The following is a 16,836-nucleotide window of genomic DNA, read 5'->3' as shown; positions in this document are numbered from 1 at the left end:
TCGACCTCGACCGGCCTGTCCTCGGCGAATAGCTCGATCACGTCGCTGTCCACCTCGACCTCGACCGGCCTGTCCTCGGCGAACAGCTCGATCACCTCGCTGTCCACGTCGACCTCGACCGGCCTGTCGTCGGCAAATAGCTCGATCACTTCGCTGTCGACGTCGACCTCGACGGGCCTGTCCTCGGCGAACAGCTCGATCACTTCGCTGTCCACCTCGACCTCGACCGGCCTGTCGTCGGCGAACAGCTCGATCACGTCGCTGTCGACCTCGACCTCGACCGGCCTCTCGTCGGCTAACAGCTCGATCACGTCCCTGTCCACGTCGACGTCGACCGGCCTCTCGTCGGCTAACAGCTCGATCGATTCGCTGTCGACTTCGACCTCGACCGGCCTGTCGTCGGCTAACAGCTCGATCACCTCGCTGTCGACTTCGACCTCGACTGGCCTCTCGTCGGCGAACAGCTCGATCACTTCGCTGTCCACGTCGACCTCGACGGGCCTCTCGTCCGCGAATAGCTCGATCACGTCGCTGTCCACGTCGACCTCGACGGGTCTGTCGTCGGCCAACAGCTCGATCACTTCGCTGTCCACGTCGACCTCGACGGGTCTGTCGTCGGCCAACAGCTCGATCGATTCGCTGTCGACTTCGACCTCAACGGGCCTCTCGTCCGCGAATAGCTCGATCACGTCGCTGTCCACGTCGACCTCGACCGGCTTGTCGTCGGCCAACAGTTCGATCGATTCGTTGTCGACCTCGACCTCGACCGGTCTCTCGTCGGCGAACAGCTCGATCACGTCGCTGTCGACCTCGACCTCGACCGGCCTGTCGTCGGCTAACAGCTCGATCACCTCGCTGTCGACTTCGACCTCGACTGGCCTCTCGTCGGCGAACAGCTCGATCACGTCGCTGTCCACGTCGACCTCGACGGGTCTGTCGTCGGCCAACAGCTCGATCACTTCGCTGTCCACGTCGACCTCGACGGGTCTGTCGTCGGCCAACAGCTCGATCGATTCGCTGTCGACTTCGACCTCAACGGGCCTCTCGTCCGCGAACAGCTCGATCACGTCGCTGTCCACGTCGACCTCGACGGGCCTCTCGTCGGCGAACAGCTCGATCACGTCCCTGTCGACCTCGACCTCGACGGGTCTGTCGTCCGCGAACAGCTCGATCACGTCGCTGTCCACGTCGACCTCGACGGGCCTCTCGTCGGCGAACAGCTCGATCACGTCGCTGTCGACCTCGACCTCGACCGGCCTCTCGTCGGCAAACAGCTCGATCACGTCCCTGTCGACTTCGACCTCGACGGGTCTGTCCTCGGCGAATAGCTCGATCGATTCGCTGTCGACTTCGACCTCGACTGGCCTCTCGTCGGCAAACAGCTCGATCACGTCGTTGTCGACCTCGACTTCGACCGGCTTGTCGTCGGCGAACAGCTCGATCACGTCGTTGTCCACATCGACCTCGACCGGCCTGTCCTCGGCAAATAGCTCGATCGATTCGCTGTCGACCTCGACCTCGACCGGCTTGTCGTCGGCGAACAGCTCGATCACGTCGTTGTCCACATCGACCTCGACCGGCCTGTCCTCGGCAAATAGCTCGATCGATTCGCTGTCGACCTCGACCTCGACCGGCCTCTCGTCGGCAAACAGCTCGATCACGTCCCTGTCGACCTCGACCTCGACGGGTCTGTCGTCCGCGAACAGCTCGATCACGTCGCTGTCCACGTCGACCTCGACGGGCCTCTCGTCGGCGAACAGCTCGATCACGTCGCTGTCCACATCGACCTCGACGGGCTTGTCGTCGGCCAACAGCTCGATCGATTCGTTGTCGACCTCGACCTCGACCGGCCTGTCCTCGGCAAATAGCTCGATCGATTCGCTGTCGACTTCGACCTCGACTGGCCTCTCGTCGGCAAACAGCTCGATCACGTCGTTGTCGACCTCGACCTCGACCGGTATCAGTTCGCTGTCCACCGGCCTGAGCAGCACGAACAGCTCGGTGTCGTCGCTGTCGACTTCCACGTCGACGGGCCTGTCCTCGGCAAACAGCTCGATCACCTCGCTGTCGACCTCGACCTCGACCGGCATCAACTCGCTGTCCACCGGCCTGAGCAGCACGAACAGCTCGGTGTCGTCGCTGTCGACTTCCACGTCGACGGGCCTGTCCTCGGCGAACAGCTCGATCACCTCGCTGTCGACCTCGACCTCGACCGGCCTTTCGTCGGCAAACAGCTCGATCACGTCCCTGTCGACCTCGACCTCGACCGGCCTCAACTCGCTGTCCACTGGCCTGAGCAGCACGAACAGCACGATCCTGTCGCTGTCCACGTCGACGTCGACCGGCATCGGCTCGCTGTCCACCGGCCTGAGCAGCACGAACAGCTCGGTGTCGTCGCTGTCGACCTCGACGTCGACCGCGATCAACGCAGCGAAGACGCACTACTACAGCGTCAACGACAACGGCACGCAGCAAGCCAACTACGACAACACGGGCGCAACCGGCACCAACGCCCTCGCCGCCGGCGTGAACGCCAGCGCGGCGGGCGCCAGCAGCGTGGCCGTCGGCGACGGCTCGAACGCGCAGACCGCAGGCTCGGTCGCGATCGGCCAAAACGCATCGGCAACGGGCGGCAAGGCCGTGTCGATCGGCTCCGGCAACACCGCGTCCGGCGACGGCGCGGTCGCGATCGGCGATCCGAACGTGGCGACGGGTACCGGCGCGGTGGCGATGGGTGCGAACAACACGGCGACCGGCGACGGCGCGGTGTCCCTCGGCAACCAGAACACCGCAACCGGCGCCAGCGCGCTCGCCCTCGGCAGCTCGAACCAGGCCACCGCGGACAACACGATCGCGCTGGGCAACCAGGCCACGGCCAGCGCCACCGGCGCCCAGGCCTACGGCTCGGCCGCCAAGGCCACGGCCGCCGATGCGCTCGCCTTCGGCACGAACGCCCAGGCGAACGTCGCGAACTCGATCGCACTCGGCGCCAACTCGGTCACGGCCGCGGCCGTCGGCACGTCGAGCGCCACGATCGGCGGCGTCCAGTACTTCTTCGCGGGCAGCTCGCCGGTCGGCGTGGTCAGCGTCGGTGCACCGGGCGCGGAACGCCAGATCACGAACGTCGCCGCCGGCCGGATCTCGGCCACGAGCACGGACGCGATCAACGGCAGCCAGCTGAACGCGACGAACAACGCGATCAACACGCTGTCGACGTCCACCGCGTCGAACGTCGCGTCGCTGTCGACCGGCATCAACTCGCTGTCGACCGGCCTGAGCACGACGAACAGCAACGTGGCATCGCTGTCCACGTCGACCTCGACCGCGATCAACTCGCTGTCGACGGGCCTCAGCACGACGAACAGCAACGTCAACTCGCTGTCGACGTCGACCTCGACGGGCATCGGTTCGCTGTCCACCGGCCTGAGCACGACGAACAGCAACGTGGCCTCGCTGTCGACCGGCGTGACGAACATCAACAACACGCTGAACTCGCTGTCGACGTCGATCAACAACAACACGACCCGCGCCAACAACAACAACGGCGTCGCGGCCGACATGAACGGCAAGGGCACCGACGTCCCGACCGTCACCGCCGGCTCGAACTCGGTGGCGATCGGCGCGAATTCGAACGACGGCGGTCGCTCGAACGTGGTGTCGGTCGGCAACGACCAGCAGCAGCGCCAGATCACGAACGTCGCGCCGGGTACGCAAGGCACCGACGCGGTGAACGTGAACCAGTTGACGCAGGTGCAAACGACGCTGTCGACGGCACTGTCGGGCCAGCAGGCGCAGATCAACTCGCTGGGTTCGCAACTGCAGCAGACCGACCAGATGGCGAAGCAGGGTATCGCGGCCGTCGGCGCGATGGCGTCGATCCCGCAGCTTGATCGCGACGCCAACTTCGGGATGGGCGTGGGCACGTCGACCTTCCTCGGCCAGAAGGCGATGGCGGTCAACATGCAGGCGCGCATCACGGAGAACCTGAAGGCGTCGATCAACGGCGGCTTCAGCGGCGGTCAGAAGGTGATCGGCGCCGGCATGCTCTATCAGTGGAAGTAACGCGTCGCGCCACGCGGCCGTCCGGCTCGCCAGCCGGACGGCCCGTGGCAGCCCCGACGGCCAGACGAACCCGCCGCGCAACCCGTGGCAGGCTTCAGTCAACCCAAGCATTGAGGATGTAACCGTGAACAAACTCGCTCTTGCGCTCGCGCTCTCCGCAACGGCCCTGGCCGCATGCTCGACCGCATCCGGCCCGACCTTCAGCGCCTCCGAACTGCAGCCGCGCGACGGCGTGCGTACCTTTCAGGTGGACTGCCACGGCCTGCTGTCGGGCCCGCAGACCTGCATGAAGGCCGCCCGCAAGATCTGCGGCGAAGAGCCGGTACGCGCCGTCGACTCGGCCCGCGCGCTGCGCGACAAGTCCGATCCCGCGACGCTCGTGTTCCAGTGCGGCGCCGCACCGGCCGAAGCGGCCTCGGCCGCCACGCCGGCCACCGCCGCCGTTGTCGAACAGGTGAACCTGTCAGGCGACGCGCTGTTCGCCACCGACCACGCAACGCTCGCACCGACGGCGCGCGAATCGCTCGACCGCCTGCTGAACGAGCGCAAGGACCACACGTACTCGCAGGTGACGGTCACCGGCTTTACCGATTCGGTGGGCAGCGACGACTACAACCTCGCGCTGTCGAAGCGCCGCGCCGAATCGGTCGCCGCCTATCTGAAGGCACACGGCCTGAAGGCCGACTCGATGACGGTGTCGGGCCGCGGCAAGGCCGATCCGGTCGCGTCGAACGCGACGCCCGAAGGCCGCGCGAGCAACCGCCGCGTCGAAATCCGGCTGCAGCACTGAGCAGCCGGCCGCCGCACGTGCGGCGGCCCGGTCCGGCAGGCCGCCAGGGCCGCGCCGGGCAACGCGGGCGCCGCTTCGCCGGCGCCCCGCCCCCGTGGGCCGGCGGGTATGTCAAAGTTCGTCACGGCCTGCCAAAAACGGCGATTTCCATGCCACAATCGCCGCAGACAGTCGCCGGGGCAGCCTGCCCGAATCGCGCGCCGTGCCAGGCGTGCCCGACGACACGCCGGAATCCGGCTGCCGCCCTCGCGAACCACGTCGCCCGATTCGCGTGCCGCGGCGCACCGGCGCGAATCCAACCATGACAACCCACGGCGCGCCGCTTCCAGGCCAGACGCTCGACGCGATGCCCGGACGCACGACGCCGCAGAGGAAACCAACCGGTGACGGACATCAATGAAGCCGCCGCGCGCGGCACCCGCAAGCAACGGCCGGCGGTCGGCATCTCGCTGTTTGCGCGCGACGGCCAGGCGATCTGGGAAAACGGCATTCACCAGAACATCGCGTTCCTCGCGATGATGCTCAAGCGCTCGGATCGCGTCGGTCCCGTCTATTTCCTGAACGGCGGCGACGCGAACGCGCTGCCGGCCGGCCTCGAACTCGACGGCCTCGACATCCCGCTCGTGAAGCCCTCCGACGTCACGCACGAACTCGACGTCGTGATCGAAATGGGCGCGCAGCTGCCGGTCGAATGGCTCAGGCACATGAAGGCGCTCGGCAAGAAGATCGCCGCGTTCTTCTGCGGGCACGTCTATGCGGGCCTGTGCGAAACGCCAATCTTCGGAAAACCGTCGGGACACGTGTTCAACGGCGCGCCGTTCGACGAAGTGTGGCTGCTGCCGCAATACGACAAGACCGCGGCGCCAATGCTGCAGACGATCCTGCGCGCGCCCGTCCACCTGATGCCGCACATCTGGTCCCCATACTTCCTGGAGCGCCGCGCCGCCGTGCTCGCCGGCGAAGGCGCATCGTTCGGCTATCGGCCGGGCCAGCGCCCGTGGCGCCTCGCGATGCTCGAGCCGAACATCTCGGTCGCCAAGTCCTGCCACTACCCGATGCTGGCGTGCGACGCGTTCTACCGCGCGCGGCCGGACGCGGTGCAACACATGTTCGTCGTCAACTCGATGCACATGAAGGAACATCCGACCTTCGTGCACTTCGCGAACAGCCTCGACCTCGTCCGCCAGCACAAGGCGACGTTCGAACCGCGACTCGATCTGCCGGGCTTCATGGCGCGCCACGCGGATGCGGTCGTGTCGCACCACTGGGAAAACGGACAGAACTATCTGTATTACGACGTGCTGTACGGCGGCTATCCGCTGATCCACAATTCGACGCTGATCGGCGACGCCGGCTATTACTATCCGGACTTCGACGCCGCCGCGGGCGGCCGCGCACTGCTCGAGGCGTGGCTGCATCACGACGAACGCCTCGACGATTACCGCGCGAAAGCCGGCCGGCTGCTGCAGTCGGTCTCGATCGACAACCCCGCGAACCTCGACGCGTTCGTCTCGCGTCTGGTCGCCTGAACCGGAGCATACGCATGTCGGACTCCAATGCCCGTCAAGCGCCCGGCGAGGGCAAGCGTCTCGTCGTCGGCGTGTCGCTGTTCGTGCGCGGCGCCGGCCAGTCGCTGTGGGAAAACGGCATCTTCCAGAACTGCCTGCTGCTGATCCTGCTGCTGCGCCAGTCGCCGCTCGTCGCGCAAGCCGTGATGGTGAACGGCGGCGAACAGGTCGCCGATCCGCAAATGATGCTCGGCGAGTGGGACGTGCCGCTGCTGTCGATGGACGAAGCGCTGGAACGCTGCGACGTGCTGATCGAAATGAGCGCGCAGTTCGGTGCCGACTACCTGCGCGCGTTCCGCGACCGCGGCGGCACGGTCGTCACGATGCGGGTCGGCAACGACTACGTGATCGACATCGAACGTGCGATGTTCAACAAGCCGTCGGGCTTCCTGTTCTCGGGCGCGCCGTACGACGCGGTCTGGACGATTCCCGAGTTCGAGCGCTCGTGCCTGCATTATTACCAGACCGGCCTGCGCGCGCCCGTCACGATCGTCCCGCACATCTGGCATCCGATGCTGTTCGACAAGGCGCGGGCGACGCTCGGCGCCGGTTTGTCGTTCGGCTATCAGCCCGGCAAGCCGCGCTGGCGCGTGACGATGTTCGAGCCGAACATCTGCATGGTGAAGACGAGCGTCATCCCGATGCTGGTGACCGAGGAGGCATATCGCGCGAAGCCCGATTTCCTCGAGTTCGTGCGCGTGTGCAACACGATCCACCTGAAGGAACATACGACGTTCGTCCACTTCGCGAAGAGCCTCGACATCGTGAACCACGGCATCACGACGTTCGAAAGTCGTTACGCAGTGTATGAGTTCATGGCCGCGTACGGCGATGCCGTGGTGTCGCACACGTGGGAAAACGCGCAGAACTACCTGTACTACGAGCTGCTGTACGGCGACTATCCGCTAATCCACAACTCGCCGTTCCTCGGCAAGGCCGGGTATTTCTATCCGGACTTCGACTGCCAGGCCGGCGGCCGCGCGCTGCTGCAGGCGTTCGCCGAGCACGACGCGAATCTCGACGCGTACCGCGAGCAGTCGAAGCACGTGCTCGACTCGGTCAGCATCTACAACCCCGAGAACGTCGCGGCCTATACGGACGCGATCGCCACCCTCTACCGCGACGCGTGACGCGCCGCCCTTTCCGGACTCCGACATGAACGCACGCCTGCCTCTTACCCGCGCCAGATGGCTGATCGGCTGCGCCGCCGCTTCGATCGCGATCGGCGCGCACGCGCAATCGGCCGGCGAATCCGCCGACGCGCTGCTCCGCGACTCGGATGCGGTGTTCAAGCAGCTCGACGCCGGCCAGTACGGCGCGGTGTGGACCGACGCCGCCGCGTTCGTGAAGGCGCGCATCAAGCAGGACCAGTTCGCGGCCGACATGCAGCATGCGCGCCAGTCGGTCGGCGCGGTCAGCCGTCGCGGCTGGGCGCAGGTCACGCGGATCCGCTACACGAATGCGTCGACGACGCCCGATGGCCTCTACGCGAACGTCGACTACACCACCACGCTGACGAGCGGCGCAACGGTCTACGAGAAGCTGAGCTTCCGCCTCGAAGACGACGGCCGCTGGCACCTGACGGGCTACGTGCCGCGCCAGTCGCAGAACTTCGCGCAATAAGCCGCCCGCCCCACGGAGCCGCCCCGATGAAACTCAATGTCGCGATTACGATGAACGTGCAGCGCGACGCGACGCAGTCGATCTGGTACAACGGCGCGAACCAGCACTGCGTGTACCTGTACATGCTGCTGAAGCAGTCGCCGCTGATCGGCGAAGTCTGGCTCGCGCACGACAACGGCATCACCGAGTATCCGCAGGCGTTGATGATGGACGCGTTCGGCGACGCGCTGCGGCCGCTGTCGGCCGTCGTCCACCAGACCGACCTGCTGATCGAGATGAATGCGTTCGTCGATCCGTCGCACACGGACGCCGTGCGCCGGCGCGGCGGCAAGTGCGTGTCGTACCGCTTCGGCAACGACTACGTGATCGCGGTCGAGACGATCAACTTCGAGAAGAACGACTGGAAGCCGAACCCGCACCGCGTGCAGTTCGACGAGATCTGGACCAACCCGCAGCACATGCACACGTGCGCGGCCTATTTCCAGGCCGTGTACCGCGCGCCGGTGATCGAGCTGCCGCACATCTGGTCGCCGTATTTCATCGAGCGCAGCCTCGACGCCGATCCCGAACTGAAGGCGCGCTTCGGCTACCGCAATCACGGCACGGCCAAGCGCATCGCGTTCTTCGAGCCGAACCTGAACGTCGTGAAGAGTGCGATCGTGCCGATGCTCGCCGCGAACGCGTGCTACGTCGCGCATCCGGAGCTCGTCGAGCACGTGTACATGACCAACACGTTCGACAAGAAGGAAAACGTCGCCTTCAAGCATCTCGCGCTCGGACTCGAGATGGTGCGCGACGGCAAGGCGACCGCCGACGTGCGCGCGCCGTTCGTCGCATGGGCCGCGCATCACACCGACATCGTCGTGTCGCACCACTGGGAAAACGGCCTCAACTACCTGCTGTACGACGCGCTGTACGGCAACTACCCGCTCGTGCACAACTCGCCGTTCCTGCGCGACGTCGGCTATTACTATCCGGACTTCGAGATCTTCGATGCGGCGCGTGCGATCGCGACCGCCGCACAGACGCACGACGCGCATCTCGACGACTACGCGGCAGCGGCTCGCCGCTGCCTGCACCACGTCGACACGCTCGCCGAGCACAACGTCCGCGCGTACTCGGAGCAGATCCGGAAACTGTTCGCCGACCGTGCACTCGGCTGACCGCCTTCGCTCGCGTTCACGTCCATGAACCAGACCATCCGCAACTTCGTCGTGATCGATTCGATCCACGGCCCGTTTCTCATCAACCGGCACTGCGCGCTGCAGGCCGAGGCATTGATCAAGACCGGCAGGCCACATATCCAGGGCGAACTCGACACGATCCTGCACGTGATCGAGCAACTGCCCGACGGCGCGATCGCGGTGGACGGCGGTGCGAACGCGGGGCTCGTGTGCGTGCCGGTCGCGCACCGGCTGCGCGCGCGCGGCGGCCGCGTGTACGCATTCGAGCCGCAGCGCACGCTGTTCCATGCGCTCGGCGGCACCATCGCGCTCAACGAGCTCGACAACCTCCACCTGCTGAACATGGGGCTGGCCGCCGCCAACGGCACGATGAAGGTGCCCGATGTCGACTACGGGCAGGATGCCGATTTCGGTTCGGTGTCGCTCGTCGACGGGCAATCATCGGGCGGCACGCCGACGCCGGTCGTCCGGCTCGATTCGCTCGGCCTGCCGCGCCTGGATTTCCTGAAGCTCGACATCGAAGGGATGGAGATCGACGCGCTGCGCGGCGCGCGGCGGCTGATCGAGACGCATCTGCCGTGGTGCTGGATCGAATACTGGAAAGTCGGCGAGGCGCCGATCATCGATACGTTCGCCGGTCTCGACTATACGTTCTACCGGATCGACGGACTGAACATGCTGTGCGTGCCGAACGCACGCTGGGACCGGCAGCGCCTGCTGATCTCGGGCGACCCGCTCGCCGTCGGATCGGCAACCGGAAACGGCGCGGATCGCGCGGCGGCCGCGCCCGCCGACGCCGACGCGCCCGAAACGAACTGGAACCGCGCACTCGACCACGAGTCGCGCGGCGAGTGGGGGCATGCGATCGATCGCTGGCAACGCGCACGCGGCCGCGGGCTCGACGACGATGCGATCGCGTTGCAGCTTGCGTCGTGCTACGGCTTCGCCGGCGCACCCGAGGCCGGGCTTGCGGCACTCGACCATTTCGGGGACCCGGCCGCACTGCCCGACGCGGTGCGCGGGCGCATCGAACTGGCGCGCTCGGCACTGCTGCTGCGCGCCGGCCGGCGCGACGAGGCCGCGCGCGCCACCATCGACAGCGAAAACGTGCTGACGTCCGCACAGTTCGGGCTGCCGACGGAGCGGCTCTACCAGGGCCAGCCGCTGCACGGCAAGCGGCTGCTCGTGCTCAGCTACGGCGGCATCGGCGACCAGCTTCAGTACGCCCGCTACCTGCATGCGCTCGACGCGCTCGGTTGCGCCGGCGTGACCGTGGTCGTGCCCGACGCGCTGGCCGGCCTGCTGCGCCATACGTTCCCGCGTATCGAATTCGTCGGCGCGCACGGCGCGTGGGTCGACACATCGCAGATCGCACACGACTACTGGTGTTCGTTCCTGATGCTCGCCGCGCAGTTCGGCTACGCGCCGGCGCCGGAAGGTGCGCCACCCGCTTACCTGGCGTGTCCGCCCGCGCATGCCGACGCATGGCGCGAGCGCGTGGCGCGCGACGGCCACGCGGCCGGTACGCGCCGCATCGGGCTCAACTGGCGCGGACGCGACGAAAGCGACGCACGCTTCCATCGCGCGGCCAGCCTGCGCGACTTCGCCCCGCTTGCCGGGATGCACGGCTACGCCGCGTACTGCATCAACCGCGACCTGTCCGCACAATCCGAACAGTCGGACCTGCCGGTCACCTTCCCGCATCAGGCGATCGGCGATTTCAGCGATCTGGCCGCGCTGATGCTCGCGATGGACGCCGTGGTGACCACCTGCACCGCGCACATCCATCTCGCCGGCGCGCTCGGCGTACCGGCCGTGCTGCTGCTCAGCCCGAAAGCCGACGCCCGCTGGGAAACCGGTTCGCGCAGCGCACTCTATCCGGGCATCCGGATCGTGCGCGCCGCGCACGTCGGCCGATGGGACGATGCAGTCGACCGCGCGATGGTGCTGGTGCTGGGCGGTTTCGGAAAGGATTGACCGGCTTGACTGGCCGCGTGACCGAGCCGCCGCGGCGCAGCGGGCCCGCACGCGCGGCGGCTGCCCTACACCGGCACGCGATCGCCGCTTTGCGCGGCGAACACGCGGCCATGCCGCCGCCCCATGCGGGCGAGCACGGCAAAACAACGGATCGCCTGCCCGCTTGCACTGCCGGATTGCCTGGCGAGGCTGTCGGACACGCCGCGCGCGATCGCCGAATCGTCGCCGCACGCGCCGGCGATGACGCCCGCGTAATAGTGCCGCGCCGCCAGCTCGCGGCCGTTGGCATCGATCGGTTTCATCCGCTGAATGCGGCGCGCGACGGCCTTCAGGCCGTCGAGGTACGGCGCGACATCGATCGGCACATCGGTCGACTCGGCGCCGAGTTGCCACAGCATGTCCGCCAGTTCGGCGATCGCGACCAGGTCGCGCGCATCGGTTGCCTGCGTGCCCGTTCCGGCTCCGGCCTTCGTCCCCGCCATGCCACACCCCTTTGCGATTCGTCTCACCCTCGCCCGGCACCGGCGCGTCGTGCGCGCCGCCCCGCCCGTTCCCGCGCCGTCACACGGCGGCCGGCGACCGCCATGAAAAGCGGATGCCCTGCGCCCAGGCGACACCGGCATCCACGATGATCTGCCGGTCGATCTCGCTCTCCACGCCTTCGACGACGACGTGCCGCGCGCCTTCGTGCGCGAACGCGATCAGCCTGCGGAACTGGTAACGCCCGATCGCGTTGCGCTTGATCATCGACAAGACCGACCGGTCGAGCTTCACGATGTCGGGATTGCCGACCACCAGATTGTTCAATGCGCTGAAACCGACGCCGAAATCGTCGATCGCGATCCGGCAACCGGCCTGCCGGAAGCGGTTCACGAACGACCGGCCCGCGACGGGGTTCAGCGGCCCCGTCTCCGTGATCTCGACCACCAGCCGCGCCGCCACCGACGGCTCGCGCTCGAGCCGCCTGAAAATCGCCAGCCACGCGTCGTCGACGACCGCGCTCGCCGCCGCGACGTTGCAACCGAGCACCGCGGCCGGATCGGCGCGCAGCGCGTCGATCGTCCGGCCGACCACGAGCCGGTCGAACCAGCGCATCAGCCCGAGCGCCTCGAGGCGCGGCAGGAATGCGAGCGGCGGCAGCGCATCGCGCTCGCCCCAGCGCAACCGCGCCAGACGCTCCTGATACAGCACACCGCCCGACAGGTCGGCCCGGCACACCGGTTCGTGCGCGAACCCGAGCCGGCTTTCCACGAAACTGCGTACCGACGCGAGGTCGGCATGATCGTCGGGGGCGCCGAACACGAGATCGATTTCGTCACGATTCGCTTCCCGATTCGCCTCCAGGCGAGCTTCGACCGCATTCATCCGGCGCTCCGGCAAATGGCGAGCCGCCGATCGCGGCTCGACCTCAACAAACACGCGGAGCAAACCTACCCTGACGCGCTCCGCCGCCTACCCGGCCCATCCTGTTATGACGATTTTTTCCGGGAGCGTACTTTTCGCTTCGGCGCGCCGTCAAATTCGATATTTTCAGTGATATTCAACTACTGCCAATACACCATGCACGCATCATGCCGACAGTGCGACAGGTTACACAACACAAAATACGGAACCTCGAATCCAGCTCGCTTATCTTCATCGCCCGGACAGTTTTATCCGAATCGATTTCTTTCACGACATTACGGGACTGCAAATCGAAAAATCGTTAATTGATCAGACTAAAGCAGATGCACGAATCACCGTTTTCCATTGATGCACGGGCCCGCGACGCAAGCCCGCGACGCAAGCCCTCGACCCGGCCCGCCATCCGCCGGAAACCGGCCGCCGCGCATCATTCGATCACCGCAGCATTCAATTTTCTCGCTGCAAACGACATTATTTAATCTCGAAACAGAATTCACCGCGTCAAATCAATAATATCAAGTTTTATTTATATGATGATTATGAATTGAACCATATTTAACAATCTTAAAGACTTGTTAACCTATAAAATTGTTTCCGACGGACTTCCCTCGGAGCCGTCAATTTCGTGCCTTCAAAACCGTCGAACCGATCGGGTTCGGCGGTTTCTTTTTTAACGGCACCATTTCGTCAGACATTAGGGCGGGACAACCCCGATGGCGGCCGACGGCGCCATGAAAGTACGCCGTGGAAAATCGAGCCTTATGCGGCCGGCGTGCCGATCAGGTTCGCGAGCAGCGCGTCGTACTCGGCGACGAGCGCCGGATTCGCCGACGTGTAGCGGCCGAGGATCTCCCGCTGGCGCCGCGTGTATGCTTCCCAGTCGTCGTCGTGCGTATGCAGCGCACGCAGCAGCGCGTCGGCGCCCTGCTGCACGTCGTTGTCCGGATAGTAGTAGCCGAGGTCGGGCGCGAGGCTCGCGTTGTGCACGAGCGGATAACCCTGCCAGCACACGTCGAAATAGAAGTAGTTCAGCGGGTTCGACCATTGGTGCGACACGACGATGTCGGTCAGGTCGGCCAGGAACACCGGCGTGTCGAAGCGACCGACGAAGCTCGCCTTGCCCGCGCGCACGATGTCCAGGTAATTCATCAGCATCACGAACTCGGGGCTGTCGTGCGCGAGGCGATCGGCGTTCGTCACGTGCGTGAAGCAGATCGCGTCGGGGTCGCGCCGATACGCTTCGTCGATGATCAGCATCGGATACACGCAGAACTTCACGACGTTGTGGTTCGGCTCCATCACCGTCAGCCGCTTGCCGGGCTCGCTGCGTGGCCGGTATTCGCCGTGCTCGGGCAACGTCTGCGCGCGTGCGGTGAGGAACATCGGATCCCACACGAACGGCACGACGCGCCCCGGGCAGCGGCGCAGCGACTGCAGGAACGGCAGCGACGAAGGCGCGATCTGCGGAATCGCCCATACCTCGTCGTAGCCGCGGTTGATGAACAGCGAATCCCACAGCCGGCGGCCGAACAGCATCGACTCCATCGCGTTGATGTACTCGACGCCGCAGCAATAGCTGACGAGCTTCGCGCCGCGTGCTTTCAGGTAGGCCGTCTGCTCGCCGTCGATCTGGCCGCCGAGCTCGATCACCACGTCGAGCGCATCCTTCATGTCGGCGAACGCGCGCGTGTCGTACACGTTGCGGTCCCACGGCAGCGCGTCGGTGAGCGGCACGTCGGTGGTGTTGACCAGCGTCACGCGGTAGCCGTGCGGCGACGCCATCAGCAGCTTCGCGAGAAACAGCGCGTTCTGCTTGATGCCGTTGATCCACAGGCTTTCGTCAGGGGCACGCAGTCCGATCGTGATACCGATGCGCAGGCCGTTCAGGACAGGAGACGTCATCGTCGGCAGGATGGAAGGTTGAATGGGAGCGGCATGGCGCAGTGTAGCGCGCGAAGCGCCGCCCGCGTCAAGCGGCGGCGGCCAACCCGGCATTCTAGCGGAGCGCCGTCCGCACACTGTCAGACATGGTCAGCGCCCGCCGCGGCCGTGCAAATCCGCCGGATCGTTATGCGATACTCATGCCACCCGCTGCGCCACCGGCCGGCAGGCTTTTCCGGGGTATTCGAGCGGGCACGCACACGACCACGCCGCACCTCGATGACAAGAAAGGCTGACAGAATGGACCACGATGCCGCGCAAGTCTTCCAGAAGATCCACGACGAACAGGGGTGGCACTCGCAGGAAAGCGTGTCCGGGTGGGGTTCGGAGCTGAAAAACACCGTGCAGGTCATTCGCGAGCTGCCGGGATTGCTGCGCCGCTTCGGCGTGCGTTCGATGCTCGATGCGCCGTGCGGCGATTTCAACTGGATGCGCCATGTCGACCTCGACGGCATCGACTACATCGGCGCCGACATCGTGCAAAACCTCGTGGCGGCCAACCAGGCAACGTGGGCGGCGCCGAACCGCCGGTTCGTGCATCTCGACCTGTTGCGGGATCCGTTGCCGGATGCCGACCTGATCCTCTGCCGCGACTGCCTGTTCCACTTTTCGCACGCCGACGTGTTCCGCGCGTTCGAGCGTTTCGCCGCGACCCGCGCGCGCTATCTGCTGACCACGACCTTCATCTATCGCAGCTATCCGCGCAACGCGGCAATCGCGACCGGCCAGTGGACGCCCATCAACCTCGAGATGCCGCCGTTCGACCTCGCCCCGCCGCTGACGCTGCTCGTCGAAGGCAGCAACGAATGCATCATCTACGGGGGCGACATCGGCACCGTGCCGATGTCCGATCGCTGCCTCGGGCTCTGGAACATGGAGAGCGTTCGCGAACGCTTGCGGCGCAGGCCGCTTCCCGGCCTGCGGAGCGCGCGATGATCGTCCTCAGCCATTTCAGCCAACCCGCGCCCGCCAGTCTCGAGAATCACCGCTGGTACGCGCAGGCGCACGGCTATCGTCACGAGATCGTCGATGCGTCCGCGATGCCGCAGGCGCTGCCGTTGCGGCCGCTGTATCGCTACGAATCGCTGCTCCACGTACTGCGCGGCGCGCAGCCCGACGCACTCGTGCTGCTGCTCGGCGAAGACGCGGCGATCATCGAGCCCGTCGCGCTCGAACGCCTGATGGCCGGGCGCGACATGCTGCTGGTCGACGCGTTCGCGCCGCCGCTGCCGCAGGTCGACGTGCAGATCTGGCGCAACACGGCGGACGTGCGCGCGATCGTGACGCAGCTCGTGCAGCGCTGCAAGCTCGGCAGCGAGCCGAAGCTGACGTCGGAGGCCGCGCTGTTCGATGGGCTCGACACGCATCGCTACCTGGAATTGATCGACGGGTTGTACGCCGTCATGCCGTGCGGCCCCCATCTCGATCCGATGTGGAGCCGCGAGCCCACCTTCGCGATCAGCATCGACGACACGCCGCACGATCCCGCGCGCAAGGGCGCGACGCCGCGTTTTCGCGACACGCTCGTCGCGTACGTCAATCGCTGCCGCGCCACCGGCCGGCCGATGTTCTCGTTCGATCATGCCGCGGCCGCACCGGACGAAGCCGCCGAGCGCTGCACGTACAATCCCGGCCGGCCGATCGCGCTGATGATGCTGTACACGCCGAACATCGGCAGCTACGCCCGCGTCGCCGAACGCAATTTCCGGCGCTACTGCGACACGCACGGCTACACGCTCCACGTGCATCGCGACATCCCCGCGGAGATCGGGCTGAACGCAACGGGCAACTGGTTCAAGCCGTGGCTGCTGCACGCGTACCTGCAGCATCATGAATGGGTCGTGTGGCTCGATGCCGACGTACTGATCGCGAATCAGCAGCAGCCGCTGGAACCGTTGCTCGACGGGCGCGACTGGCTGCTCGCGCAGGATATCGGCCAGTGGGCGTTCAACTCGGGCGTGATGGCGTTCCGCCGCACCGAACGCAACGACGCGATGCTGCGCGACCTGATGACGACGATCGCCGCGCTGCACGACCGGTCGAGCGTCTACGCGAGCGACGGCGACCAGCTGCATTTCATTCGCGCGATGGAGCGCGACGGGCAACTGCACGGCGAAGGCGTGGCCGATCTCGTCAGCTTCAACACGCCCTGGCTGTTCCGCCGCGCGGACAGCTACATCGTGCACTACTACGGCATGTGGTCGGCGATGCGCGCGCTGATGATGGCGCATGACGACGGGCTGCCGGGCTGACACCGCCGCTTCGGCATCGAACCCGCAAGGACGAC

The 16,836-nt window shown here is 66.2% G+C and carries 12 protein-coding genes; 9 read left to right on the top strand and 3 right to left on the bottom strand.

Annotation, left to right across the window (positions count from 1 at the left end; all coding sequences use genetic code 11):
• From HWX00_RS14640 to HWX00_RS14610, 7 genes are all read left to right on the top strand, one after another.
• Window positions 1-4,062 (top strand): YadA-like family protein (locus HWX00_RS14640; RefSeq protein ID WP_175868127.1); only part of this gene is annotated, 4,062 nt, incomplete at its 5' end.
• Window positions 4,063-4,186: 124 nt separating this feature from the next.
• Window positions 4,187-4,852, top strand: coding sequence for an OmpA family protein (locus HWX00_RS14635; protein WP_034190563.1), 666 nt, complete (start codon window positions 4,187-4,189; stop codon window positions 4,850-4,852).
• A gap of 383 nt (window positions 4,853-5,235) precedes the next feature.
• Window positions 5,236-6,381: a DUF2827 domain-containing protein gene (locus HWX00_RS14630; protein ID WP_034190564.1), complete on the top strand. Its 1,146-nt coding sequence runs from the start codon at window positions 5,236-5,238 to the stop codon at window positions 6,379-6,381.
• Between the two features lie 14 nt (window positions 6,382-6,395).
• Complete coding sequence (locus tag HWX00_RS14625; protein ID WP_175868119.1) at window positions 6,396-7,550, top strand: DUF2827 domain-containing protein; 1,155 nt, start codon at window positions 6,396-6,398, stop codon at window positions 7,548-7,550.
• Window positions 7,551-7,575: 25 nt separating this feature from the next.
• Complete coding sequence (locus tag HWX00_RS14620; protein ID WP_059557481.1) at window positions 7,576-8,043, top strand: DUF4019 domain-containing protein; 468 nt, start codon at window positions 7,576-7,578, stop codon at window positions 8,041-8,043.
• A gap of 26 nt (window positions 8,044-8,069) precedes the next feature.
• Window positions 8,070-9,206, top strand: a complete 1,137-nt coding sequence (locus tag HWX00_RS14615) for a DUF2827 family protein (RefSeq protein WP_034190567.1) — start codon at window positions 8,070-8,072, stop codon at window positions 9,204-9,206.
• Window positions 9,207-9,230: 24 nt separating this feature from the next.
• Window positions 9,231-11,204, top strand: coding sequence for an FkbM family methyltransferase (locus HWX00_RS14610; RefSeq protein WP_175868118.1), 1,974 nt, complete (start codon window positions 9,231-9,233; stop codon window positions 11,202-11,204).
• Window positions 11,205-11,269: 65 nt separating this feature from the next.
• Here HWX00_RS14610 and HWX00_RS14605 read toward each other — a convergent pair whose 3' ends face one another.
• From HWX00_RS14605 to HWX00_RS14595, 3 genes are all read right to left on the bottom strand, one after another.
• Window positions 11,270-11,686, bottom strand: coding sequence for a hypothetical protein (locus HWX00_RS14605; protein WP_175029007.1), 417 nt, complete (start codon window positions 11,684-11,686; stop codon window positions 11,270-11,272).
• A gap of 79 nt (window positions 11,687-11,765) precedes the next feature.
• On the bottom strand, window positions 11,766-12,569 hold the full coding sequence (locus HWX00_RS14600; protein ID WP_034190570.1) for an EAL domain-containing protein: 804 nt from the start codon (window positions 12,567-12,569) through the stop codon (window positions 11,766-11,768).
• Between the two features lie 798 nt (window positions 12,570-13,367).
• Window positions 13,368-14,510: a DUF2827 domain-containing protein gene (locus tag HWX00_RS14595; RefSeq protein ID WP_034190571.1), complete on the bottom strand. Its 1,143-nt coding sequence runs from the start codon at window positions 14,508-14,510 to the stop codon at window positions 13,368-13,370.
• Between the two features lie 279 nt (window positions 14,511-14,789).
• Here HWX00_RS14595 and HWX00_RS14590 point away from each other — a divergent pair, with 279 nt between their 5' ends.
• Window positions 14,790-15,485 (top strand): class I SAM-dependent methyltransferase, encoded by a 696-nt coding sequence (locus tag HWX00_RS14590; RefSeq protein ID WP_051701046.1) that lies wholly within the window; start codon window positions 14,790-14,792, stop codon window positions 15,483-15,485.
• Complete coding sequence (locus tag HWX00_RS14585) at window positions 15,482-16,801, top strand: glycosyltransferase family protein (RefSeq protein WP_175029006.1); 1,320 nt, start codon at window positions 15,482-15,484, stop codon at window positions 16,799-16,801. The genes HWX00_RS14590 and HWX00_RS14585 overlap by 4 nt, the downstream gene beginning before the upstream one ends.
• The last annotated feature ends 35 nt before the right edge of the window (window positions 16,802-16,836 follow it).

Origin of the sequence: Burkholderia seminalis DSM 23518 (assembly GCF_902832885.1) — a bacterium.
Classification (GTDB): domain Bacteria; phylum Pseudomonadota; class Gammaproteobacteria; order Burkholderiales; family Burkholderiaceae; genus Burkholderia; species Burkholderia seminalis.
The sequence above is the reverse complement of the archived record's forward strand: the minus strand, read 5'-3'. Positions and strand labels throughout refer to the sequence as shown.